At 52.8% G+C, this 23,600-nt stretch carries 23 protein-coding genes; 16 read left to right on the plus strand and 7 right to left on the minus strand.

Translation table 11 applies throughout. The features are described from left to right. Positions 1–119: 119 nt before the first annotated feature. From zwf to pgl, 3 genes are all read right to left on the minus strand, one after another. Positions 120–1,580, minus strand: a complete 1,461-nt coding sequence (zwf, locus tag IPM31_12775) for a glucose-6-phosphate dehydrogenase (protein ID MBK9007856.1) — start codon at positions 1,578–1,580, stop codon at positions 120–122. A gap of 79 nt (positions 1,581–1,659) precedes the next feature. Next, positions 1,660–2,568 carry a decarboxylating 6-phosphogluconate dehydrogenase gene (gene gnd, locus IPM31_12780; GenBank protein ID MBK9007857.1) on the minus strand — a complete coding sequence of 303 codons (909 nt, stop codon included), beginning with the start codon at positions 2,566–2,568 and terminating at the stop codon, positions 1,660–1,662. A 55-nt stretch (positions 2,569–2,623) separates the two neighbouring features. After that, entirely contained in the window at positions 2,624–3,388 is a 765-nt protein-coding gene (gene pgl / locus IPM31_12785; GenBank protein ID MBK9007858.1) for a 6-phosphogluconolactonase, read from the minus strand. A gap of 317 nt (positions 3,389–3,705) precedes the next feature. Between pgl and IPM31_12790 the strand changes: the two genes are divergently transcribed. Beyond that, positions 3,706–5,787 carry an elongation factor G gene (locus tag IPM31_12790; protein ID MBK9007859.1) on the plus strand — a complete coding sequence of 694 codons (2,082 nt, stop codon included), beginning with the start codon at positions 3,706–3,708 and terminating at the stop codon, positions 5,785–5,787. A 98-nt stretch (positions 5,788–5,885) separates the two neighbouring features. On the opposite strand, the gene IPM31_12795 is transcribed toward IPM31_12790, so the two are convergent. Continuing rightward, positions 5,886–6,731 (minus strand): hypothetical protein, encoded by an 846-nt coding sequence (locus IPM31_12795; protein ID MBK9007860.1) that lies wholly within the window; start codon positions 6,729–6,731, stop codon positions 5,886–5,888. Positions 6,732–7,305: 574 nt separating this feature from the next. Here IPM31_12795 and IPM31_12800 point away from each other — a divergent pair. From IPM31_12800 to IPM31_12830, 7 genes are all read left to right on the plus strand, one after another. Beyond that, positions 7,306–8,304, plus strand: coding sequence for a cysteine synthase family protein (locus tag IPM31_12800; GenBank protein MBK9007861.1), 999 nt, complete (start codon positions 7,306–7,308; stop codon positions 8,302–8,304). Positions 8,305–8,310: 6 nt separating this feature from the next. Continuing rightward, positions 8,311–8,742, plus strand: a complete 432-nt coding sequence (locus IPM31_12805) for a M67 family metallopeptidase (GenBank protein ID MBK9007862.1) — start codon at positions 8,311–8,313, stop codon at positions 8,740–8,742. Further along, the gene (locus IPM31_12810) at positions 8,742–8,987 is read left to right on the plus strand and encodes a sulfurtransferase TusA family protein (GenBank protein MBK9007863.1); all 246 of its coding nucleotides are present in this window, start codon (positions 8,742–8,744) and stop codon (positions 8,985–8,987) included. Before IPM31_12805 ends, IPM31_12810 begins: the two co-directional genes overlap by 1 nt. A gap of 125 nt (positions 8,988–9,112) precedes the next feature. After that, positions 9,113–9,637 carry a DsrE/DsrF/DrsH-like family protein gene (locus IPM31_12815; GenBank protein MBK9007864.1) on the plus strand — a complete coding sequence of 175 codons (525 nt, stop codon included), beginning with the start codon at positions 9,113–9,115 and terminating at the stop codon, positions 9,635–9,637. Positions 9,638–9,757: 120 nt separating this feature from the next. Further along, the gene (locus tag IPM31_12820; protein ID MBK9007865.1) at positions 9,758–10,030 is read left to right on the plus strand and encodes a MoaD/ThiS family protein; all 273 of its coding nucleotides are present in this window, start codon (positions 9,758–9,760) and stop codon (positions 10,028–10,030) included. Positions 10,031–10,109: 79 nt separating this feature from the next. Then, a complete protein-coding gene (moeB, locus tag IPM31_12825; protein ID MBK9007866.1) occupies positions 10,110–11,261 on the plus strand; it encodes a molybdopterin-synthase adenylyltransferase MoeB in 1,152 nt (383 codons plus the stop codon). Positions 11,262–11,401: 140 nt separating this feature from the next. Beyond that, positions 11,402–12,385 (plus strand): hypothetical protein, encoded by a 984-nt coding sequence (locus tag IPM31_12830; GenBank protein MBK9007867.1) that lies wholly within the window; start codon positions 11,402–11,404, stop codon positions 12,383–12,385. 146 nt (positions 12,386–12,531) lie between these two features. Here IPM31_12830 and IPM31_12835 read toward each other — a convergent pair whose 3' ends face one another. Beyond that, entirely contained in the window at positions 12,532–12,930 is a 399-nt protein-coding gene (locus tag IPM31_12835; protein MBK9007868.1) for a type II toxin-antitoxin system VapC family toxin, read from the minus strand. After that, entirely contained in the window at positions 12,927–13,169 is a 243-nt protein-coding gene (locus IPM31_12840; protein ID MBK9007869.1) for an Arc family DNA-binding protein, read from the minus strand. The genes IPM31_12835 and IPM31_12840 overlap by 4 nt, the downstream gene beginning before the upstream one ends. A 117-nt stretch (positions 13,170–13,286) precedes the next feature. On the opposite strand from IPM31_12840, the gene IPM31_12845 reads away from it, so the two are divergent. The 8 genes from IPM31_12845 (at position 13,287) to ltaE (ending at position 20,372) form a co-directional block, all read left to right on the plus strand. Next, positions 13,287–14,696 (plus strand): pyridoxal-phosphate dependent enzyme, encoded by a 1,410-nt coding sequence (locus IPM31_12845; GenBank protein MBK9007870.1) that lies wholly within the window; start codon positions 13,287–13,289, stop codon positions 14,694–14,696. A 176-nt stretch (positions 14,697–14,872) separates the two neighbouring features. After that, a complete protein-coding gene (locus IPM31_12850; GenBank protein MBK9007871.1) occupies positions 14,873–15,658 on the plus strand; it encodes an NACHT domain-containing protein in 786 nt (261 codons plus the stop codon). A 180-nt stretch (positions 15,659–15,838) separates the two neighbouring features. Then, positions 15,839–16,147, plus strand: a complete 309-nt coding sequence (locus tag IPM31_12855) for an RNA-binding protein (GenBank protein ID MBK9007872.1) — start codon at positions 15,839–15,841, stop codon at positions 16,145–16,147. An 85-nt stretch (positions 16,148–16,232) separates the two neighbouring features. After that, positions 16,233–16,712 carry a GNAT family N-acetyltransferase gene (locus tag IPM31_12860; GenBank protein MBK9007873.1) on the plus strand — a complete coding sequence of 160 codons (480 nt, stop codon included), beginning with the start codon at positions 16,233–16,235 and terminating at the stop codon, positions 16,710–16,712. Between the two features lie 43 nt (positions 16,713–16,755). After that, a complete protein-coding gene (gene alr, locus IPM31_12865) occupies positions 16,756–17,853 on the plus strand; it encodes an alanine racemase (GenBank protein MBK9007874.1) in 1,098 nt (365 codons plus the stop codon). A 35-nt stretch (positions 17,854–17,888) separates the two neighbouring features. Continuing rightward, positions 17,889–18,401, plus strand: a complete 513-nt coding sequence (gene lspA, locus IPM31_12870; GenBank protein MBK9007875.1) for a signal peptidase II — start codon at positions 17,889–17,891, stop codon at positions 18,399–18,401. Between the two features lies 1 nt (position 18,402). After that, positions 18,403–19,206, plus strand: coding sequence for an RluA family pseudouridine synthase (locus IPM31_12875; protein MBK9007876.1), 804 nt, complete (start codon positions 18,403–18,405; stop codon positions 19,204–19,206). 128 nt (positions 19,207–19,334) lie between these two features. Then, positions 19,335–20,372 carry a low-specificity L-threonine aldolase gene (ltaE, locus tag IPM31_12880; protein ID MBK9007877.1) on the plus strand — a complete coding sequence of 346 codons (1,038 nt, stop codon included), beginning with the start codon at positions 19,335–19,337 and terminating at the stop codon, positions 20,370–20,372. Positions 20,373–20,949: 577 nt separating this feature from the next. On the opposite strand, the gene IPM31_12885 is transcribed toward ltaE, so the two are convergent. Then, positions 20,950–23,484 (minus strand): GAF domain-containing protein, encoded by a 2,535-nt coding sequence (locus IPM31_12885; GenBank protein ID MBK9007878.1) that lies wholly within the window; start codon positions 23,482–23,484, stop codon positions 20,950–20,952. Between the last annotated feature and the right edge of the window lie 116 nt (positions 23,485–23,600).

Below are 23,600 nucleotides of genomic sequence, written 5' to 3' on the forward strand. Positions count from 1 at the left end.
GAACAAACATAGGGGAAGTTATTAATTTATCGACCCTTAGCTTGGCGTCCAAAAATCAAACTGTCAAACGGCGGGTAAAATCAAAACTCGGAGATTTTGAAAATCTCCGAGTTTTTTCGCTACTCCTTCCTCCCATCTAACATAGACCAAATCCTTCCATCCCGCGCCAGCAACGCGTCCGCTTTGGCGGGACCCCACGAGCCGACATCGTATGCGGCGAGGGGTTGACTTGTGGACTTCCACGCTTCGAGGATCGGGTCAATGAGTCCCCAGGCGGTTTCTACTTCGTCGGCGCGCGTGAATAAAGAGGCGTCACCAGTGATCGTGTCGAGTAAGAGGCGTTCGTAGGCTTCGGGGATTGCCGCCTTGCCGAACGAGTCCGCGTAGTGGAATTCCATGTCTACTGGGCGCGTCTCTGAAATTGTATCGGGGACTTTCGCCTCAAATCGCCAATGCACGCCTTCATCGGGTTGCAGAAAGAGGACGAGCATGTTCGGGTTGAGACCGCCATCGGACGCGTTGAACAACATGTGTGGCGGTTCTTTAAACTGGACCGTGATCTGACTCACCTTTTCTTTCAACGCTTTCCCCGACCTCAAATAGAACGGGACTCCCTGCCAGCGCCAGTTGTCCACTTGTAGTTTGAGCGCGGCAAACGTGGGAGTTTTGGAATCGGGGTTGACGCCGTCCTCTTTCAAGAATCCCTTGTATTGCGCGCGGACGGCATTCTGCGCGACCGCCTCCGAGTTCATCGGGCGGATCGAACACAAGACTTTAACTTTTTCGTTTCTCAGCGCGTTCGCCTCGAACGACGAGGGCGGCTCCATCGCAACGAGCGAGAGTATTTGCAAAAGATGATTCTGGAACATGTCGCGCATCACGCCGACGCCGTCGTAGAAACGTCCGCGATGTTCCACGCCGACTTTCTCCGCGACGGTGATCTCGACATGGTCAATGTAGTTGCGGTTCCACAACGGCTCGAAGATGGTGTTGGCAAAGCGCGTGACCAAAATATTTTGCACGGTCTCTTTGCCGAGGTAGTGGTCAATGCGATAGATCTGATTCTCGTTCAAGGTTTTGTGAATTTGCTCATTGAGTTTCCGCGCCGAGTCGAGGTCTATGCCGAACGGTTTCTCGATGACGACGCGCCGCCAACCGCCGTTTTCTGTCAACTGTTCGGTGATGCCCAACAGGTCAATGATGTGTGGGAAAATCCCCGGCGGCGTTGCCATGTAGTAAATGCGATTTCCCGCGTCGCCCTCCCATTTGGTGGTGGCTTCACTAAGTTTTTCGAAGTCGTCGAGTGTGTCGTAATTGCCTTGCAGGTAAAAAAGATGCGGCGCGAAATCTGCCCACTGTTCAGGCTTGAACTCGAACGAAGCGAACTTTTTGACGCCCTCTTCAAGATGCGCGCGAAATGCTTCGTCGGTGAACGCAGTTCCGCCGTAGCCGATGATGCGGAATTGTTTGGGCAGCCGTCCCTTGCGGCAGACGTTGAACAGCGACGGGATGAGTTTGCGCTGGGTGAGGTCGCCCGACGCGCCGAAGATGATGATGGAAGTGGGGAGTCCGTTTGCCATTGAATCCTCGTTTTGCCACAGAGACACAGAGTCGCGGAGAAATTATTTTTTCTCTGTGTCTCAGCGACTCTGTGGCAGATCACTCTGCTTTCTTAATTGCATGCCCGCCGAATTGATTGCGCAACGCGGACAACATACGCGCGGTGTAGTTCTCTTCATCGCGGCTGGCGAGTCGCATTTGCAGCGCGAGAGTCAGCACGGGCGCAGGCACATTGAGGTCAATTGATTCGAACACCGTCCAGCGCCCCTCGCCCGAATCAGCCACCCACGGTTTGATCTCTGAAAGGCTCGCGTCCTCGTCCAATGCGCGCGCGGCGAGGTCGAGCAGCCACGAGCGGACAACGCTTCCGTATTGCCAGATGTGCGAGATCTGCGCGAGGTCCAAGCCAAACTCCTCTTTCGCTTTCATTACGCTGAACCCTTCCGCGTATGCCTGCATCATGCCGTATTCGATTCCATTGTGAACCATTTTGACGAAATGACCCGCGCCATGCGGACCGACTCGTCCCCAGCCTTGATCGGCGGCGGGAGCCAACGTCTCGAAAATAGGACGCATCTTTTCCACGACTTCGGGCTTGCCTCCAACCATCAGGCTGTATCCCTCCTTCAAGCCCCACACCCCGCCGCTTGTGCCGCTGTCAATGAATTCGATTCCCTTCGCTTCGAGCAACTCCGCGTGACGGATCGAATCTTTGTAATTGGAGTTTCCGCCGTCAATGACGACATCGCCCTTTGAAAGTAGTTCCGACAATTCTTGAATCGTATCGTCCGTTGGTTTCCCAGCGGGAATCATCGTCCACACTACACGCGGGGCTTTCAATTTCCCTACTGCTTCTTTCAATGAACTTGCGCCGTCCGCACCGACTTTTTTCGCCTCTTCGACATTCGCGGCTGTGCGGTCATATCCCACCACGCGATGCCCTCCTCCGATGAGACGTGTCGTCATATTCAACCCCATCTTCCCAAGTCCGATCATTGCGAGTTCCATTTTTTCTCCTCTTTTCAGACCTCACAGGTCTTAAAGACCTGTGAGGTCTTTTATATCAACCTTCACAAATCTTCAATCCCTTTAACTTCCTCGGCAACTTGCTCGCCGCGGATTCGTCCACTAACCAAATCAATTGACCATCTTTCGGGTCAATGCGTTGCGCGGGATATACCTCGGGATTATATCTTTCGCTCAACACATGCGCCAACGCTTCAGCCTTCTTCTCGCCTGTCGCCATGAAGACGATCATCCGCGCTTGGTTGAAGACGAGTTGAGTCAGCGTCACGCGGTTGGCGGGGCGGTCTTGATACTTCGCAGTGACTGCAATCACAGGCTCATCCACTTGCACAAGCGAGTTGGGAAACAACGACGCGGTGTGCCCATCTTCGCCCATGCCGAGGTAGATGAGATCGAAGCGCGGAAAATCTAAATTTGAATCGGCGAATGTTTTCAATGTTCCAGCATATTTTTTCGAAGCAGAGGCTGGGTCGAGTTCGCCCAACACGCGATGGATATTTGATTCAGGGATCGCCACCTTGCTCAACAAAAGTTCATCCGCTTGACGAAAGTTGCTCCCCGCATCGTCGGGCGGGACACAGCGCTCATCGCCCCAAAAGACATGAACCTTGCTCCATTCAACTTGATCGCGATAGTCGGAGGCGAGAAGTTGAAAGAGGCGTGTTGGTGAATTGCCTCCGTTTAATGCGACGAGGAAACGAGTCTGTTCGAGGAGGGCGCGATGACTTTGCTCAACGAACAGATTCGCGGCATGTCGGCTGAGTCGTTCGGAATCGTGGAAGATGCGGAGTTCGGGTTTCATGTTTTCTTACCGCTAAGAACGCGAAGAGCGCAAAAGTTATAGGTTTTCTTGGCGAACTTCGCGTGCTTTGCGGTTGATAAAGTTGTATCGAGTAGAAGTCACTAAAAGCGTGACCTACATAAGACTGGTAAGGAAAAGCGAATTTCGCGGTTCAAAGAGGAGAAAAAGGACGAGGGGGAGAAAATGTTGATCGAAGCGTGAACAGGCAGAGGCGGCGAGAGATGCGATGCACTTCATCCTGCTTTGACAATTCAATTGAGTTTGTTTACAATCATGCGACTTGCATCACATCCCATCTGCATAGGAAGGGCTTTTCGATGAAAGAGTATACCACTGAGTTTTTACGTAACGTTGCGCTGGTGTCGCATGGCGGCGCGGGGAAAACCATGTTGGCGGAATCGTTTTTGCATGTAACGGGGGGGACCACACGGCTTGGAAAAGTGGAAGACGGCGCGACAGTCTCCGATTATGACGATGAGGAACATCGTCGAAAAATTTCAATTTATTCCAGCGTTATCCCAATCGAACATCGCGATCACAAGATCAATATCATCGACGCGCCGGGCTACACCGATTTCGTGGGCGAAGCAATTTCCGCGTTGAGTGTTGCCGATGGCGCGATCATTGTCGTGGACGCGGTTGCCGGCATCGAGGTCGGCACCGAGTTAGCGTGGCGTTATTGCGATGAGTTCAACCTGCCGCGCTTTTTTGTGATCAACAAGATGGATCGCGATAACGCGGACTTTCAAAAGACATACGACGCCATCAAAGAATTTATAGAAGTGCATGGCAAGCGCGTGGTGCAAGTGCACATTCCCATTGGTGAGAAGCAAAATTTCAAAGGCGTGGTGGATGTCATCGGCATGAAAGCATACATGGGTGACGGCAAAACAACGGCTGACATCCCCGCTGAATTAAAAGAAGCGGCAGATGCGGCGCACTTTGCGATGGTGGAAGACGCGGCGGAGGGTGAGGACGAACTGATGGAAAAATATCTCGAGAACGGTTCTCTCTCGGACGAAGAGATGGTTCGCGGACTTGAAGATGTTGTCTACGCTGGAAGTTTTGTCCCGGTCTTCTGCGCGGCAGGCGCGCGGGAGATCGGAACGATTGCCCTGCTCAACGACATCATTGACCTGATGCCGCCTCCCGCGCAGGGACCGAAACGAGTTGCGCAAGGGAAGGATGGCGAGGAAGAATTGAAACCGTCTGATTCTGAACCGCTCGCCGCGTATGTGTGGAAGACGACTGCTGACCCGTTCGTCGGCAAGATGACGTACTTCCGCGTGTTGCAAGGTTCGATCCAAGCCGACGCGCATGTGTGGAATCAAAACAAAGGCGCGGACGAACGCATGTCGGGCTTGCATTTTCAGCGCGGCAAAGAAGTCATCCCTGCGAAGGTTGTCCACGCGGGAGACATCGCCGCCGTCTCAAAGTTGAGCGTCACCGCGACAGGCGACACGTTCTGCGACAAGGGACATCCGCTCATGGTTGCCAAGCCGCATTTCCCCGCCGCGTTGTATCGCGTGGCAGTGACTCCCAAGACGCAAGCCGACGCCGCGAAGATCTCGCCAACGCTCACCAAGTTGTGTGAAGAAGATTTGACGTTGACCTGGCAGAATGATCCCATCACTCACGAAACCGTGTTGCAAGGCATGGGCGATCAGCACATTGACGTGGCGATCAACCGCGCGCAGACGAAATTCCAAGTGGGGCTGGGAACGCATCAACCGAAGATTCCATATCGAGAAGGAATCACGCGCAAAGCATCCGCGCAATATCGCCACAAAAAACAGACAGGCGGCGCGGGCCAGTTTGGCGAAGTGCATCTGCGCATCGAGCCTCTGCCCTCCGCCGATTTTGAATTCGACGATGAACTCGTGGGGATGAATCTTTCCAAGTCCTATTTGCCGCCCATCGAAAAGGGAATCAAAGCCACGATGGAGCGCGGCGCGTTCGCAGGCTACCCGATGAGCAATGTAAAGGTCATCGTGTTCGACGGCAAAGAACATGAAGTGGATTCAAAACCTGTCGCGTTCGAGATCGCGGGACGCGAAGCGTTCAAACTCGCCGTGCAGGATGCGGGTCCCGTGTTGTTCGAGCCGATCATGAATGTCCGCGTCACCATCCCTGATGCAAACATGGGCGATGTGATGAGCGACCTCAACACCCGCCGTGGGCGCGTCCAAGGCACCGATTCGGAACGCGGCAACACGGTCATCGTGGCGCACGTCCCAATGGCGGAGATGACGCGCTACACCACGCAACTCCGCTCGATCACAGGCGGGCGCGGTTACTTCACGATGGAACTCGATCATTACGATGTTGTCCCGACCCATGTGGCGGGTGCGATCATCGAAGCGCATAAGAAGGAAATGGAGGGGAAGAAGGAGGAGTAGACCAGAGATTAGAGGCTGGAGATTAGAGATTAGAATCCCCTGAAGCAATTGTTTCAGGGGATTTTGTTTACGTGTCTGCTTGTGTACTTGTTTACGTTCTACTTCGGGTTGAACAGAATATCCTCAGGCGGCGTCTTCAACTGGATTCGCCGTCCGCTGATCTTCATCAAGTCTGCGAGCGAATCTTTCTTTGTCCCATCCCAGAGTTCGAGTTTGTCCTTTTGCCGTTTCATGTAATCGCTCAACATCCCAAAATCGGAGTTGTTGTCGAAGAATTTCACGAGCCTGCGGAACAACTTGGGCAGGATCAAAATATCTTCCTGCAAAGTGCGGATGTCGTACAGAGTGAAATCCGAAGTGCGGTCAATAGACCAGATGCCGCGCTTGGTCTTGCGCGCGCGTGCCACCACGGCGCGAATCTTTTCGGCGAAGGCGCGATCTGTGCCGATGTAAAACGTGGGGTAGACCAGTCCCTCGCGCGCGAGTTCAAAGTTGAGCGAATCTTCGATAGGCAAACTGTTTGAGTCCATGATCGCGCCGTCTGTCAGGTTGGCTGACTTGGGGAAGAGATAACTCACGGGTCGCCCGAACGGGTCAATGGACGCGGAGGCGATGAAACCAGATTTACCATCGTCTGCATCCACGATTTTTGTCTGACTCAAACTGTAGATCACATTTTTGATGCCGATCATCTCCAGGAGTGACTCGAGCGCGGCGAGCGCGAACGTGCGTGGCTGGTGATAGCCCTCGTAATGAGTCTCCAGCGCGTCAATCGACTCCACGCGGAGTTGTTTGCGTTTGTCATCCTTTTTTGCGGCGGCTTCCCCTTTCCATGTAAAAAACTCCCAGTGGCTTTGATCCTTCGCCTGAAAGCGGATCGAATCGCCGTCGGGCGAAAATCCCTTCACGTGGAATGTCCCTGCGATCACTTTGTATTGAGCCATATCTGCCTCCGTTGGTTGAATTCATTATAGAGATTTCTTGATGCAAATGCAACAGTAAAAATGATCGAAGTGTCCAAAGTCAAACACATCACCATCATGTCACCCTGAGCGTTAGCGAAGGGTCTCTGAGACGGTCGTGGAGATTCTTCGCCGCAAAGAGCAAGAGCGCGGCTCAGAATGACATAGAATTTAGTGTGTCTTTTGTGTTGGACACACGTAAAATGAACTGCAAAGAGCGCGAAGAACTTCTTGCTTTTCTTGGCGGACTTAGCGCGCTTCGCGGTAAAAACGAACGAAAGCGATATTTGTCTGACAAGTCTTCACGAACGCTGTACAAATTTAACTTGACAATCTCGGTAAGAACTGTAAAATAGCGAGCATCTGATTGCCAAACTATGAAAACACTTAACTATTGCTTGTGTCTACGGCGGGGCTCGTAACCACCGCCTGAGACACAGACCGCAGTCAACGACTTACTCAGAACGGTGGACGACTCCCGCGTGCTTCATTCCGCGAGGCGTTTGTTCGCCGTTCTTTTATTTTGTCTGTTGACTGCTTTTGATTTAAGGATGCAATGACTCTACTCGATTACAAAATTCCTCAGACCGATTCGGATTCGACGGGAGACATCACGTCGCTTGTTGGGGATACGCCTCTCATCCCGCTTCGCCGCCTCAGTGGAGGCTTGCCTCAGGCGGTGAGAGTTTTTGCTAAGGGCGAATGGTTCAACCCGAGCGGCTCCGTCAAAGATAGACCCGCGCTCAACATCATTCAGTCCGCGCTTGCGGATGGCGACCTCGGAAACGGAAAGCGATTGCTCGATTCAACGTCGGGCAACATGGGCATCTCGTACGCAACCTTCGGCGCGGCGCTTGGGATTCCCGTCACATTGACCATCCCTGCCAGCGCCAGCCCCGAACGACTCGCCATCTTGCGCGCGCTCGGCGCGGAGCTGATCCTCACCGATCCTAGCGAAGGTTCAGACGGCGCAATTGTTGAAGCGCGGAAGTTGGCAATCGAAAATCCGAGCCTGTTTTGGTATGCGAATCAATACATTAATCCCGCCAACTGGCAGGCGCACTACAAGTCAACGGGACCCGAAATCCTTGCCCAGACGAACGGCGAGATCACGCATCTGGTCGTCGGGCTCGGCACATCAGGGACGTTGATGGGCACAGGCAAATATTTGCGCGAGCAATTGCCCGATGTGAAAATTATCGCATTTCAGCCTGATGCCGCGTTTCATGGATTGGAAGGACTCAAGCATATGCCGTCGGCGATCAAGCCGGGGATTTACGATGAAACATTTGCCGATGAGACTCTTGAAATCAAAACCGAAGACGCGCGTGAAATGGTCGCGCGGCTGGCGCGGGAGGAAGGTCTGTTTGTCGGCATCTCGTCTGGGGCGGCGGCGGTTGCGGCATTGCGAGTCGCTGAACGATTGGATGAAGGTGTTGTCGTCACGGTCTTCCCCGATTCGGGCGATAAATACTTGAGCGACAAAAATTTATGGGAGTCAACGCAATTCCGCGCTGAGCGGCGCGACAGCGAAGTCGAAGCGGGGAGAGGGTGAGGCAATATGTTGAAGATTTCGAATGACCTACTCGTTCGCATCAACGCGCATTTGGAAGCGGCATATCCCGATGAAGGCGCGGGATTCTTGCTGGGCGAGGAAGGCGAAGTGAAAGAGATTCTCACATTGCCCAACGCGCGCGAAGACGGAGCGCGGCACAATCGCTTTTTGATCACGGCTGAGGAGTACATGAAGGCTGAGGTGAGGGCAGACAGCCTCACCCTGAGTCTGATCGGCGTCTTCCACTCGCATCCCGATTGCCCCAACGTCCCATCCGAATATGACCGTGAGTGGGCGCAACCGTTCTTCTCGTACATCATCACGCGCGTGGACGATGGCAAGGCGGTCAGCCATCGCTCGTGGAGATTGACGGAAGATCGCTCGAAGTATGACGAAGAAGAAATTTATATTTTTGAAAACGAACAGGAGAAAAAATAATGGAAGCGTTTGAAGTGATCAAAGAAGATCGGCTGTTGGATTGCAGTGATCTGTTGTGTCCGATGCCGATCGTGAATACGACGAAGGCGATGAAGGAATTACAGCCCGGTCAAATTTTGAAGATGGTCTCCACCGACGCGGGTTCGCCGCCTGACATCGAAGCGTGGAGTCGGCAAACTGGTAATGAGTTGTTGCTTTCGACCGTCGAAGGCGGCAAGTTTGTATTCTTTTTAAGGAAGAAATAATTTTCTTACCACAAAGGACCCGAAGGTCACTAAGGTTGGATGAGTGACGAGCGAATCGCCTTTCTGTAGATTTTCTCTTTGTGTACTTTGTATCCTTCGTGTTGGAAAGTTTTGGAGAATTTACTATGTCTAAATCAAACCCGAACGCGCCGAAGAGGCTCGCGTTAATTTCCAGCAAAGGGACGCTGGACTGGGCATACCCTCCGTTCATCCTTGCGAGCGCGGCTGGCGCGATGGGCTGGGAAGTGGGCGTGTTCTTCACGTTTTATGGACTCACGTTGCTCAAGCCTGAACTCACTGCGGCGGTCTCGCCGTTGGGTAACCCCGCCATGCCGATGAAAATGCCCTTCGGTCCCGAAGCGTTCCAAAATATTAATTGGGCGATGCCGAATTTGCTCATGGCAAATGTGCCGGGCTTTGAAGGCGTGGCGACCAATCTAATGAAGAAGACGTTCAAGAATAAAGGCGTCGCTACCATTGAGGAACTGCGCGAGGTCTCCATTGACTTGGGCGTTCGCTTGATCGGTTGCCAGATGACGATGGATGTGTTCGGCTTCAGCAGGGAAGATTTCATCCCGCAGGCAGAGATCGGCGGGGCGGCGACTTTCCTCGAATATGCCGCCGATGCGGATGTACAATTGTTTATCTAGAACTCCTTAACCACAAAGGACACTACGGTCACTAAGGTTTAAAACCTTAAGGCGAAACCGCCTTTCCCCTTTGTGTACTTCGTGTCCTTTGTGGTAAAAAGAAACGAGAAAATATACCTTATGACCATTTTGAGAATCCCAACCCCCTTGCGCCCGTACACGAACGGCAAGAATGAAGTCAACGTGAACGGCGCGAACATATCCGAAGCGTTGAACGACCTGACCAAGCAATTTCCGAACATCAAGCCGCATTTGTTCAATGAGGGCGGCGAACTGCGTCCATTCGTCAATATTTTTATCGGCGAGAACAATATCAAAGATTTGCAAGGCGTCGAAACGCCGATCAAAGATGGGGAGAGGTTGATGTTGATCCCGTCCATTGCGGGCGGTTGAAGAAACGGAATGCGGACTTGAGTCCGCAAGAAAATAATGGTGCGGACCGAAGTCTGCGCTCCGAATGAAAAGAGATTTTATGACCCAAGAACTTTCTCGCGATGAAATCCTGCGTTACTCGCGCCACTTGTTGATTCCCGAAGTTGCGCTCGAGGGTCAGCGTAAATTGAAAAATTCCTCCGTGCTGATCATCGGCACAGGCGGACTTGGCTCGCCTGTCGCGTTGTATCTCGCCGCGGCGGGCGTCGGTCGTATCGGGCTCGTGGATTACGATGTGGTTGATTCGTCGAACCTGCAACGGCAGGTGATTCACGGCACGTCTACGATTGGAAAGTTGAAAGTGGAAAGCGCCAAAGAAAAATTACTGGATTTGAATCCCGACATTCAAGTGGATGTGTTCAACGAGCCGTACACCTCCGAGAACGCGCTTCGAATCGCCCGCGACTTCGACTTGATTCTCGATGGCACCGACAACTTCCCTACGCGCTACCTCACCAACGACGTGGCGGTCTTCCTCGGCAAACCGAACGTCTACGCCTCGATCTATCGCTTCGACGGGCAGGTGAGCGTCTTCTACGCCAAAGAGGGACCGTGCTACCGGTGTCTCTTCCCCGAGCCGCCCCCGCCGGGACTCGTCCCTTCGTGCGCGGAAGGCGGAGTTCTAGGCGTGTTGCCCGGAACGATCGGCACACTGCAAGCCACAGAAGCGTTGAAACTTTTACTCGGCATCGGCGAGCCGTTGATCGGAAAACTTCTGCTGTATAACGCGCTCGACATGTCGTTTGACTTTGTGAAGTTGAAGAAGAATCCAAACTGCCGCGTGTGCGGACCGAACGCCGACATCAAAGAGTTGATCGATTACGAAGAATTTTGCGGTGTCCCGAGTCACGACCACGACGAAGGGTCTGCTGGCGCCGGTTTGGATATCACCGCCCCCGAGCTTTCTGAACGATTGAAGACGAATCACCTCAAACTGCTCGATGTCCGCGAACCGCACGAGTTGGAAATTTCCGCACTGCCGAACGCGATCAACATTCCGCTGGGCGAACTGGCGGGCAGGCTCACCGAATTGGACTCTGCCGACGAGATGGTCGTTTTTTGCAAGGGCGGCTCACGCTCCGCCCGCGCGCTGGAGTTGCTGGCAAGCGCCGGGTTCAAGAAGGCGAAGAACCTCAAAGGCGGCATCAACGCCTGGGCGAGGGAGGTGGATGGGAGTTTGCCGTTGTATTGATTGAGCTTAAGCAAGAACTTAGGCATGAACTTAAGCATGAAGACCAGGTTGAAATTTAGGAACTTTTCCAACTGAACATTCGTTTACTTTGGTGATGTGTCAAAGATTGAACAAAGTCACCTATATTTGAAGGAGCGAAGATGAAAAACACTAATCGACGCAGGTTTCCAAAAATAGTGACCATCCTCTCACTAGGGCTTTTAATGTGCATTGGCGTCTTGTCTAACCCGGAAATGATCGCAAAAGCAATCGCTCGCAATTTCGATATTGTTTTGTTCTGGCGGGTTCGTTTTGAACTCCTTGGTCAGTCGCCAAAGGGACATCACTATATAGACTTATTCGATCAACATGGCAGAGAGATCACGGATATCTTATTTGCACATCGGTCTCCGCTGCTGCTTGATTCATTGTCCTTGTTAAATTTATGGACTCCAAATCTCAATGCCCTTGTAAACGGAAATGGTGATGATGTAAAAATTACTGATGCTCAAGTAAATGCAGTGCTCACCTACCTGGATAAAATTAGTCAATGGGCAAGCCCGGAGTTGAAAACCACAATCGTTACTGAAATGTCAATCACGCCGCTGGAAATGACTGTAGGATTGACAATGGATCAAGCGTGGATTTTCCTCAATCAAGACCCTCGTTATCCTGTTCCATCCGATTTATCTAGTGCGTCTGTTTCGCAACTCGAATCAATAGACATAGATCGTTTCCATTGGGCGGTTCAAGAATTTCCCGATTATTCAATTGATTTTGAGAACACTGTTTGGGATTTTCTGTCGTGGCATAATGGGGTTTCCCATTCTTGGGAGTTTGTGAATCGATCTGTTCCTGATTGCGTTGTGACGATGCCTAAAACGCTATCTGACCCATATTCTAGGTATATCGTCGAATCCAAAGTTTTAGGTGATTTTCAATATTACTCTCGGTTATCAGGTGATCCTGATCTTATCTTCTATATTCTTTATGAGCAGTTCGATGCCACTTCTGCAGGAAACGATCAACTGTCGCAAGGGTTGATGTTTATTATTTATCCGGGTTATGTGGATAGCGAAAATTGCATTGCGCAAAGCGAAACTCTAATTAGCAATGTTCATTTCACAGCTGCGCCTCATAGGTGAAGATGGATTTCCCCAGTCATTAGATCGGTTTGAGTTGTTTCTCAAAATTCTATTAAATCCGAGTGACGTGCACGCGGACGTTAGAGAACATCCGCTTTCGGAGCAAACATTTCCACCTTTGAAAAAGGTCTATTAGAGATATGTGCTTACTTTATAAACTCTTTTAATGCAATCGCTGAACCTGGAAATCGTTGTAATAATTGCTTGTCCGATGTTACGAGCAATATATTAAGTTGCTGGGCTAGGGCAATGAACTCGCAGTCATAAGCGGTGCAGTCGCTTTTTGAAACCAGTTCAAACACCTTTTCAGACGAAGGCGCCACCTGCCGGTTTTCTAATGTCAACAAAGCATCCCTCATAATTTCTTGCGCTTGAGATAATTCCATGCCCCGGCGAATGTACCCCGCAAGAACATTTCGGAATTCGCTTTGCCACAAAGGCGGAACGATCCAATGAGGGTCTTTTGCTAAAACATCTTGCGCTAAAGGTGTTTGGTCGCCCGTAATAAAGAGATACACGATCAAGTTCGTGTCCGCAACGATCATTCCCTGCCCTCGTTGATCAATTTTTCAATTTCATCTGCCGTAATTTTGTATTGGGCGGTGAGTTCGCGCACCTTTCGGGCGCGTTTCAAGGTTTCTTGAATATCAAGCGGCGGAATGGAAATTGCCTGCTCAAGAATGGACAGGATTTCTCCGTTGATGCTGCGATGATTGGTCTTTGCCTGATTTCTGATCATGTCATAAACGGCTTCTGGAATATTTTTGATTGTCACAGTGACCATTTTTGCCTCGCGGTTCCATTTTGGAACCATTATGGTTTACTGGCGATGTTCTGTCAAGTGTGATTTTGTTTCTAAACGAAACTGGTAAAATACCAGCATCCCAACGAAGGAGCGAGAATGGCATTACCCGTCTCAAAGGAAAAACGAGTCTATGACAATATCCTAGGCGCGATGGGGAACACCCCGCTTGTACGATTAGGGAGGATAGCCAGAGATTTACCGGTTCCGTTGTATGCAAAATTGGAATGGATGAACCCAGGCGGTTCGGTCAAAGACCGGGTTGGGGCGTTCATCATCGAACAGGCTGAAAAGCGCGGAGAGATCAAACCGGGCGGGACAATCGTTGAGGCGACATCGGGAAACACAGGCGTGGGTCTTGCCATTGCGGCGGCGTTGAAGGGCTATAAAACCATCTTCGTCATGCCGGATAAAATGAGCAACGAAAAAATTTTGTTGTTACGCGCGTATGGCGCGAAGGTGGTCATCACACCGACAGCGGTTGCGCCGGACGATCCGCGCTCGTATTATGAAGTGGCAAAGCGATTCGTCCGCGAAACGCCGAACGCGATCCTTGCCAACCAATATCACAACCCCGATAACCCAAAGACGCACGAACTGACAACCGGTCCCGAGTTGTGGGATCAGACCGATGGGCGTGTGACCGATGTCATCATCGGCATGGGGACCGGCGGAACGATCACAGGTGTCGGGCGTTTTCTCAAGTCGAAGAATCCGAAGATCCAAATCGTGGGCGTGGACATCGAAGGCTCGATCCTCACAGAGATTTGGCAAAACAAAGGAACGATTCCCGATGGCGCGTATCCCAAAACATACAAAGTGGAGGGGATTGGCGAGGACTTTCTTCCAACCGCGCTCGATCTTTCGGTTGTAGATGCCATCGAACGCGCGGGCGACCGCGAATCGTTTTTGTGGGCGCGTCAACTGGTGAGACAGGAAGGAATCTTTGCAGGCGGCTCGTCTGGGTCGGCGCTGGCTGGCGCGATCAAATATTGTCGTAAGTTAAGAGGAGCTCGTTTGCCGGTTGTGCTTCTCCCGGATTCGGGCTCGCGTTACCTTTCAAAATTTTACGACGACAAGTGGATGCGCGAGTTCGGTTTCCTCTCGATGGAATTCGGCGAAACGACGCTGGGCGATCTGCTCATTGCCAAACCCGACAAAGTTTTGTACACCGCCACGATCGGCGATTCAATTCGCAAGGTTGTCGCCATCATGCACCAGCATGGGATTTCACAAATGCCTGTCGTCGGCGCGGATGGAACGCTTGTCGGCTTGATCGAAGAAGTGGATTTGCTCAATCACATGCTCGATAAACACGAGCATACACAGGATGAGGCGATCGATCCGCTTGTGCAACACGCTGGCGCAGTTTTTCCCTCAGAGACGTCGCTCGAAGAAGCGATGCCATCGTTGAAAGTTGGGCTGGCTCTCATTGTCATCGATAACAGCCGCCCGCTTGGGATCCTCACCAAGATCGATGTGCTGGATTATGTGGCGGGGAAGATCTAACCGCGCTCATGGCGCCCTTGCGAGTGGAACCGTTTCGGGCGCGATTGGATAGGTCGATCCATGCGAAAAGCGGGCGCAATCCGCGTCCGCTTTTTTGATTCAAACTTTAAGTTTCAAAACCTTGACGAGAAATTCATGGCGATTAAAATAGAACATAAGTTCTAAAGGAGCTTGCCATGACCCACGACAATCATCGTTACGCACAGCTGTTGGATGCGCGGATGGAACTCAAAGCGGAAGCCGCTGCGCCTCATCCCGCGCCTCTGCCTGCTTTGCCCACCCTCGACCAGATTCTCGCCCAAATTGGTCCTCTACCGCGCGAAGCATTATTCCTCGGCATGGCTTCAGACGGCTTGCCGGTGTTGTTGAACATGCGCGATCCCGCGGTGGGACCGATCCTCATCGCCGGCGACGCCGGTTCGGGGAAGACCGCATTCTTGAAAAACATTGTCCGCGCGCTGTCGTTGACTCATGAACCATCAGAGGTTCAGTTCGGAGTGATCACGACGCATCTTAATGAGTGGGAAGACGAGAGGATTTCGCCGTATCGCGTGGCGATTTTCTCGGCTCATGAAGATGGCGCGCCGGAGTTGTTGCTTTCACTTGCCGCATGGGCGCGCGCGAACACAAGCAATAAACAATCCGTGCTTTTGCTGATCGACGATCTCGAGGCAGTGGCAGGATTCGACTTCGACTCCCTGCAAAACTTGCGCTGGCTCCTCGCGCATGGGGCGTCTCGCCAGGTTTGGGCTTTCCTCACTATGACCGCGCCACGCTATGGAAGAGTCATTTCGTGGATTCCCATTTTTCGCACCCGTATTTTTGGGCGAGTTGGCGATGCGCGGATTGCGAACGCGCTTGGCGGAGACGCCTCGTCACGGTTGGACCAGTTGCAGGTGGCGAACCAGTTTTCCCTGCGCGAGAACGGGAAGTGGCTGAGATTTTGGTCGATGAATTCGTAGTCCGTCAAATCCAGATTGTGCTAAAATTTAGAGGTCGTTGCATGAGAAATGGCGGTCCGACAATCAGAGGGAAACTCGCTTCCTGGCACCTGGGTGTCTGTGATCACTACGTCATGCACTATCGTTCCGTCTCGCTTCGGCGGTTGCTTCACCGTCGAAGCCCACACTCAGGAGAATAGCATGGAAGCAAAATTGTATGTCGGTAATCTGCCGTTCAACACAGGCGATGCGGATTTGCAGGACCTGTTCGCGCAGGCGGGCACGGTGAAGTCGGCGCAGGTCATCCGTGACCGCGCCAGCGGACGTTCCAAGGGCTTTGGCTTTGTGGAGATGAATTCGGCTGACGAAGCCCAGAACGCCATCTCCATGTTCCATGGCAAAGATTTCAATGGCCGCGCGATGACCGTGAACATTGCCCGTCCGCGCGAGGAACGTCCCGGCGGTTTCCGCGGCGGCGACCGTAACCGCGAGCGCCGGCGCGATTACTAAGCCATCTCGTTCGGTTTGATGTTGAGCCAAATGGGCGGTGCCAGCCATTTGGCTCAATTCATTTTTAGCAGGCAAGGTGTATCGAATGATTGAGAATTTGACGATCCGTGAATACATCGACGCTGATTTTGATTCGGTGACGATCTTGTGGCGTGTTTCTCGTGAAAAATCGTTGCCCGATCTTCAGCGCGAGAAAGGTCATTTCTTCTTCGAAGACCGCGATTATTTTCAAAATCGAATACTGGCTACGAACAAAGTTTGGGTTGCTGTGACGGACGGTCGTATTGCGGCGTTTATGGCAATGGAAAACGAGTTTATCGACCAGTTATACGTCCGCCCTGATTTTTGGCGGCAGGGAATTGGCGAAGCGTTGCTCGAACATGCGCGAAAGATCTCGCCTGCGCATCTTTGGCTTTACACGTTGCAGGTCAATCGGAATGCCCGCGCGTTTTACGAAAAACACGGGTTTATCGCCGAGAAGTTTGGAACAAGCCCGCCGCCCGAAAGCGAGCCTGATGTTGAATATCACTGGCGCAATCCGCCAATCGTAAATCGCCAATCGTAAATCGCCAATCGTAAATCGTAAATCGTAAATCGTAAATCGAATCATGCGACCTACCTTCCTTGAAGTAAATCTCACTCAACTGAAAAAGAACATCGAAGCGATCCGCGCGCGGGTTGCCCCCGCAAAGGTGATGCCGATGGTGAAAGCCAACGCCTATGGGCACGGTGTGGATGGCGTCGCGCCGTTCATCGAACCCTTTGTGGATTATTTCGGCGTTGCGATCGCGGAGGAGGGAATCCACCTTCGCGCGTTGGGAATCAAAAAGCCGATTCTGGTCGCGGGCGGGGCGTTTGCGGAACAACTTCCCTTGTTTGCCGAATACGATCTGACGCTGACTGGCTCTTCCATTGCTTTGCTTTCCGCCGCGGAAGACTTCTCTCGAACTTCGGGCAGGCGCGTCAAAACTCATTTGAAATTCGATACCGGCATGGAGCGTATTGGAGCCCATGAATATGAAGCGCAGGAATTCATCGAGTATTGCCTGCGCCTCCAGCATGTCGACGTGGAAGGGATGTACACGCATCTCGCCAATTCCGAACTGGCTGACCGCAGTTATTCCTTGATGCAACTGGAGCGTTTTCAAGGCATCCTGCGCGTGTACGAAAAATTGAGCGAACCCCCGCCCGCGTTAAAACACATGAATAATTCGGGCGGAATTTTGAATCTTCCCGAAGCAAATTTTGACATGGTGCGCGCGGGTATACTATTCTATGGCGTGTCTCCGGGCGATGAAACGCCGCGCGACCCAACGATCCAGCCAGCATTGACATGGAAATCGAAAGTGGCTTACTCGAAGCGGACCAAGCCGGGGAGGTCGGTCAGTTATGGCTCGTTGTGGCAGGCTGAAACAGAGACGCGAATCGTCACCGTCCCTTGCGGGTATGCCGATGGCTACTTCCGTCGTATGACGAACAAAGCTCAAGTAGTCATACGAGGAAAGAAATATCCGCAAGTGGGCAGGATCTGCATGGATCAATTCATGGTCAACACAGGAGACGACGCGGTCGAGACCGGCGAAGAAGTTGTGCTGATGGGCGAGGGGATTTCCACAGCCGATTTTGCCGAATGGATGGGCACGAATGAATACGAAGTGTTGACCAGTATCGGCGCGCGCGTGCCGCGCCTGTTCGTGAACGAGTGATGATAGAATAGCGCAGTTTTATTTTGAGGTGATGAGTGAACCGTTTGTTTGAAAAGTATGGAATGCTATTTTTGGTGGCGGGGTTGATCGTCCTGTTCGACCAGTGGACAAAATCGCTGGTGAGAACAAACCTCCCTCTCGGCGCAACCTGGTTGCCCGAATCGTTGGAATGGCTCAGCCCGTACGCGCGTTTTGTGCACTGGCATAACACCGGGGCCGCGTTCGGTATGTTCCAGAACGGCGCCATGGTGTTCACGGCGCTTGCCTTCGTGGTGATCGGCGCCATCATTTTTTACTTTCCCCAAGTGGAACAACACGATTGGACTTTGCGGCTTGCCATGAGCATGCAACTGGGAGGCGCGCTTGGCAACCTGATCGACCGCCTCATGCGCGAAGGGCGCGTGACCGATTTTATTTCCGTCGGCTCATTTGCGGTGTTCAACATTGCAGACGCAAGCATCAGCATCGGCACGGCAATCCTTCTGCTGGGCGTCTACTTGCAAGAGCGCGCCGCAAAACGATCAGCCGCCATCCAAGCGAGCCAATAACGTGACCGTCGAGCGCGTATTCCAAATTCGCTATGACCGACAGCCCGGCGAACGGCTCGACAAATTTTTAGCGGAAGTTCTGCCGGAGTTTTCGCGCTCGCGGATTCAACAGCTGATCGCAGGCGGATGCGTGGACGTGAACGGTTCGCCCGCCCGTAAGGCTGGTCAGCCCGTAGACGCCGGCGCCGCCCTTACTGTTCGTGTCCCTCCCGCCGCGCCGACCGATCTGGTCGCGGAACAAATTCCCCTCGATATAATTTTTGAAAACGACGAACTGATGGTGGTGAATAAACCGGCGGGCATGGTCGTACACCCTGCGGCGGGACACGCCCGTGGAACGCTGGTTAACGCCGCGCTGGGGCATGACCCGGACATCGAAGGCATCGGAGGCGAGGAGCGCCCCGGCATCGTCCACCGGCTGGACAAGGATACCTCGGGGCTGATCCTTCTCGCCAAAAACGAACGCGCCCATCGTTGGTTGCAGGACCAATTCCGCTTACGGAAGGTGGAGAAAACGTATCTCGCGCTGGTAGATGGCAAACCGCCGACTCCATCCGGTCGCGTGGAAACGTTCATTGGCAGGGACCCAAAGAACCGAAAGCACATGGCGAATGTTTCCAAGACAAAAGGGCGCGAGGCTGTGTCGGAATACAAGACCTTGCAGAGTTTTGAACATCACACCCTGCTCGAGTTTCATCCCCTGACCCGGGCGCACGCATCAAATCCGTTTACATTGCGCATTTCTGAAATGCCCGATAGCGGGCGATCGCGTGTATGGCAGAAAGAATTCTGTGTTGCCAATTAAACGACATATCCTTCATGCGCTTCGCTTGAAGATTACTTTGCCATACGAGCGCGAAGCGCGCGTCTTTGAGGCGCCTTTGCCCGGAGAACTGATTCAAATATTGAAATATATAGAATAGGAAATGCGACATGGAGTACATTGACCTTCGTTCCGATACCGTCACCAAGCCCACGCCTGAGATGCGCGAGGCGATGGCGGAAGCCGAAGTGGGCGACGATGTGTACGGGGACGATCCAACCGTCAATCGGCTCGAAGCGCTTGCCGCGTCCATGCTGGGCAAAGAGGCTTCGGTGTTCGTCCCCTCCGGCACGATGGGGAATCTGCTCGCCCTGCTGGTCCACTGCCAGCGCGGAGACGAAGCTATCGTTGGGAGCAAGTCGCATATTTACTTAAATGAGGCAGGCGGGATGTCTGCGTTGGGCGGGATTCAACCGAACCCGATCCCAAATCAAAAAGATGGCACGCTTGCGCTGGAGGGGATTCGCAACGCGATCCGCCCGGAGGATGTGCACCAACCCATCACGCGCTTGATCTGTATCGAAAACACCCAAAACAATTGCGGCGGGGTGGCGTTATCCGTCGAATACACGCGGCAGGTGGGTGAAATTGCCAGAGCCAACAACTTGAAATTTCACATCGACGGCGCGCGGATTTTCAATGCCGCCGCTGTCTTGGGCGCGGAGGTGAAAGACCTTGTGTCTCCCGCCGATTCGGTCATGTTTTGTTTGAGCAAGGGGCTGGCTTCGCCGGTCGGTTCGATGCTGGCGGGAACGAAGGCGTTTATCGCCCGCGCTCGTCACCTGCGGAAGATGCTCGGCGGCGGCATGAGACAAGCCGGCGTTCTTGCCGCGGCGGGGATTGTTTCGCTCGAGAAAATGTCGCGGCGGGTGGGGGACGATCACGCTCGCGCCAAAAAATTGGCGGATGGTTTGCGTAAGATACCGGGCATCCTGCTCGATGAAGGCGCCCCGTTCACAAACATGGTGTACTTCGATATCGCCGACAACGTCCCATTCGACGAAAAACAGTTATGCGAGAAAATGTTAAACCATAAAGTCTTGATTGACTGGGCGGGCGCGCGCCGTATTCGTCTGGTGACCCACTATGCGATCGATGATGCGGGAGTTGAGAAAACCGTTCAAGCGTTTACAGAAGTCTTCCGCTAAGAGACTGTTTCTTACTCCTTCGTTGCCATACTGTTCGTGCCGCGAGTGGCGCCCTGCGCCACGAGACGGCAGAGCGCGTAGAGAACTTTGAGAGGTCGCTGCTTAACTTCTTTTGGGTCTCCCATAATTAACGGGAAAGAGCTTCACCACGAAGGGCACAAAGTCTTGCGCTGAGTTCGTCGAAGCGACACAAAGGCAAAAAAAGAGCCTAGATTCCTTGCGTTTTCCTTTGTGACCGTCGTGTCCTTTGTGTTTGAAAAAAAAGGTTTCCCGTTAAAAACGGTAGAACCCTTCTTTTATTAGACACGGACGCCACGGAGGGAGCGCTCAAGGTTGTAATATCAACAACAAATCCGGCACGGAGTTTTTTAATTGTTTTCTCCTGTTTCGGACCGTGGTTAGGGTTTCCTGTCTGTAGTGAAACTCATCTACATACTTTTAGCGCACCCACCACGGATTTGACTGATTTTCACGGAAAAATCTTTAGAAAAACGTCTTTTTTCCGTGTGGTCCGTGAAATCCGTGTGCAAAAAGAATAAGGGTCAGACTTCAGAAACACTCTCTAACAGAAACGCGTTTATTGCGCGTTCGCGCTCTCGGTATATTCATGATGCGAAATGCGCGTTAAGGCTTCGATGATATCGGGATCGAACAAAATATCCGCGTTGTCCTTCATAAACTGGAGCGCTTCTTCCGGGGTGGACTTTTCACGATACCTTCGCCGGCTGGTCAGCGCGTCGAAAACATCTGCAACAGCGAAGATGCGCGCCTGCGTGGGAATTTCCCTGCCTTTTAGCCCGGCAGGATAGCCACTCCCGTCCCAGCGTTCGTGGTGATGCCGTATCAGAGGCACGGCGTCATTCAAGAAGGGGATACCTTCCACAATCCGCGCGCCGATATCAGGGTGCACGCGCATGATCTTCCATTCATCATCGGTCAATTTATCCGGCTTGTGCAGGATGGTATCGCTGATGCCGATCTTTCCAATGTCGTGCAACAAGGCGCCGCGCTCGAGCGATTTCAATTGCGGTTCCGACAATCCCAATGCCTTCGCCAGCGTGCAAGCAAGACGGCTGACGCGCACACTGTGTCCTTCTGTTTCGCGGTCCCGCGCGTCCAACGCGGACATCAGCGAAGTCAACGTGCGATCATAGGTGGTTTCCAACTCCGCATATGCCCGCTTGATCTCCTCCGCCTGACGCCGCGACTCCGCCAGCAGGATGGCGCGCTCAAGCGCAATGGCGGCTTGATTCGCCAGCGTCTGCAGATTCGCAAAGTTCTGCCCGCGACTCTCAGGGATATTCATCCATAACGCGCCGTACGTTCCGCCAACGGTCAATAGCGGATAGCAGACGATGGAGCCGTTTTCGTTCGAGATGATGATGCTTTGCCCGGTCTGAATTGCCTGGTCGATACTGGTTTGCGGATGTTCGCGGCGGTTGTGGAATCCATTCGCGTCGATGCCAACTTCCGCTTCGATCTTCCCCGACTTCGACAACAAGGTGATACCGGTCTCGCTTGCGCTGGTGAGTTTATGCGCGGCTTGGGCGATCAGTTCCGCCGCGTCGCTTAATTCCTCCGCCTGAATAACATCCACGCTCAGTTGATATAACATGGAGGTTGTGTTGAGCGTGTTGCGTAATTCCTGATACAGCCACGAACTCTCAATGGACGCCGCCGCTTGCGAAGACATCAAATCGGCGAGCGATTCGTCGTTCTCTGAAAAGGAAACGCCATCCTGCTTGCCAAACGCAATGATGGTGCCAATACTCAGCCGGTGCAACCGGATGGGGATGGCGAGCGCGCTTCTCAAGCCCGTTGTGTCCACGTCCATTTTTCCCGGTTGCGCGTATTTGCGTATGTCGCGGATGCGGAAAGGTCTCGTGGAGTTCAACGCGGCTTGGATGATCGGTTCGTTTGTGGAATTTTGGCTCAATGCGGCGAACAAGCGCGGGGCATTGCCTGCCGCCGCAATCCGCGAGAAATTTCCCTGTTGGTCAAGCAAGGTGACGAATACAAAGCGCGCCTCCAGCGTTTTCTGGGCGATCAACGCCACCTCCTGCACGGCGGCTTGCGGGTCGAGCAAAGTGGTCAGCGAGGTGCCCGCTTGAATCAACTCCTTTAACCGCTGGTGATAACTAACCCGCTCCCAAGCCCGCGTTAATTCAAGCGCCACATCCTCAGCAATACTTACATCGTCGCTTGAAAATGCCGAAACTTTGTCGGAACAGATCTCGATGACACTGCGGATCTTGCTGTGCTGGAGGATCGGCACGCTGATCATGGACCGCACGGTGAACGAATCGACCGGCAGAAAATCGGCATCGGTTCGCGTATCGTGCACGATTTGGGTTTTTTTCAAGCGCGTGGTTCGCCCCAGCACGCCTCGGGTGGAGTCTTGTTGATACCCCGGCGGAATTGTTCCGATATCTTTGCCTGAAGCGGTGAGCATCACATAGCGCTTATGTTCCGGTTCGTGCCATAACAGCGATGCGAACGAAGAATCGATCGCATGGGCGAGCGTGTTTACAGCGAGTTGCGCGGCAACTTCCAATTCCAATTCGGCTTCCAACTGCTTGCTGAGCTCGTTCAGGAAGGTGAGTTGCGTGTTCCGATGTTTTTCGACAGCCAACCGTTCGTTGAGCGATTCGATCTGGGCGCGAAGCGCTTTTGCCTCATTGCCTTCCGCCATAGGATCAAACCTCCCGACATCTTCCCCGATGGGGATGCTAAAGTTAAGATAGAGACCGATGCTGGTTAATAGGGTAATCGTCCCGCTTAGCAAGAATCCCATCTGCTTGATCCCCGCGGGAAAATCCATTAACAGAAGCAAAGTTCCCACCGTGGCGACACATTGAATGGAGAGCAAGGTTTCGGTCTGACGTTTGATGCGCTCCTGCGAAAGGCGTATGCGCCGCAGGGACTGAATGTATAACAACCATGCGAGCGCAAGGAAAACGCCGCCTGGGATGATGTTCCCCACAGCGGAAAAAGAAATTAGGATGAACTCAAACCTGCCAGGAGCCAGCCAAAAACCCTGACCGAGAAGCGAAATCAACGTTGCGAGGAGCAACATGAATCGGCTTGCGGGCGGGAGCATGTTGTTTGTCATGAGGGAAGTGAAAATTCGCCGTTATTGTACTTCATGAGCGCGAGGGATTTGTAACCTTCTAATCTGATATAATTTTTTTGCCGTGAGATAATTGACGGCAAAATTTCTTAGCGAGA

The sequence above is a fragment of the Candidatus Defluviilinea gracilis genome, from assembly GCA_016716235.1.
Lineage (GTDB): Bacteria > Chloroflexota > Anaerolineae > Anaerolineales > Villigracilaceae > Defluviilinea > Defluviilinea gracilis.

Coding starts and splice junctions, on each gene's coding strand:
- zwf (MBK9007856.1), bottom strand. CDS start 1,580: ATGGCAAACGGACTCCCCACTTCCATCATCATCTTCGGCGCGTCGGGC.
- gnd (MBK9007857.1), bottom strand. CDS start 2,568: ATGGAACTCGCAATGATCGGACTTGGGAAGATGGGGTTGAATATGACG.
- pgl (MBK9007858.1), bottom strand. CDS start 3,388: ATGAAACCCGAACTCCGCATCTTCCACGATTCCGAACGACTCAGCCGA.
- IPM31_12790 (MBK9007859.1), top strand. CDS start 3,706: ATGAAAGAGTATACCACTGAGTTTTTACGTAACGTTGCGCTGGTGTCG.
- IPM31_12795 (MBK9007860.1), bottom strand. CDS start 6,731: ATGGCTCAATACAAAGTGATCGCAGGGACATTCCACGTGAAGGGATTT.
- IPM31_12800 (MBK9007861.1), top strand. CDS start 7,306: ATGACTCTACTCGATTACAAAATTCCTCAGACCGATTCGGATTCGACG.
- IPM31_12805 (MBK9007862.1), top strand. CDS start 8,311: ATGTTGAAGATTTCGAATGACCTACTCGTTCGCATCAACGCGCATTTG.
- IPM31_12810 (MBK9007863.1), top strand. CDS start 8,742: ATGGAAGCGTTTGAAGTGATCAAAGAAGATCGGCTGTTGGATTGCAGT.
- IPM31_12815 (MBK9007864.1), top strand. CDS start 9,113: ATGTCTAAATCAAACCCGAACGCGCCGAAGAGGCTCGCGTTAATTTCC.
- IPM31_12820 (MBK9007865.1), top strand. CDS start 9,758: ATGACCATTTTGAGAATCCCAACCCCCTTGCGCCCGTACACGAACGGC.
- moeB (MBK9007866.1), top strand. CDS start 10,110: ATGACCCAAGAACTTTCTCGCGATGAAATCCTGCGTTACTCGCGCCAC.
- IPM31_12830 (MBK9007867.1), top strand. CDS start 11,402: ATGAAAAACACTAATCGACGCAGGTTTCCAAAAATAGTGACCATCCTC.
- IPM31_12835 (MBK9007868.1), bottom strand. CDS start 12,930: ATGATCGTTGCGGACACGAACTTGATCGTGTATCTCTTTATTACGGGC.
- IPM31_12840 (MBK9007869.1), bottom strand. CDS start 13,169: ATGGTCACTGTGACAATCAAAAATATTCCAGAAGCCGTTTATGACATG.
- IPM31_12845 (MBK9007870.1), top strand. CDS start 13,287: ATGGCATTACCCGTCTCAAAGGAAAAACGAGTCTATGACAATATCCTA.
- IPM31_12850 (MBK9007871.1), top strand. CDS start 14,873: ATGACCCACGACAATCATCGTTACGCACAGCTGTTGGATGCGCGGATG.
- IPM31_12855 (MBK9007872.1), top strand. CDS start 15,839: ATGGAAGCAAAATTGTATGTCGGTAATCTGCCGTTCAACACAGGCGAT.
- IPM31_12860 (MBK9007873.1), top strand. CDS start 16,233: ATGATTGAGAATTTGACGATCCGTGAATACATCGACGCTGATTTTGAT.
- alr (MBK9007874.1), top strand. CDS start 16,756: ATGCGACCTACCTTCCTTGAAGTAAATCTCACTCAACTGAAAAAGAAC.
- ltaE (MBK9007877.1), top strand. CDS start 19,335: ATGGAGTACATTGACCTTCGTTCCGATACCGTCACCAAGCCCACGCCT.
- IPM31_12885 (MBK9007878.1), bottom strand. CDS start 23,484: ATGACAAACAACATGCTCCCGCCCGCAAGCCGATTCATGTTGCTCCTC.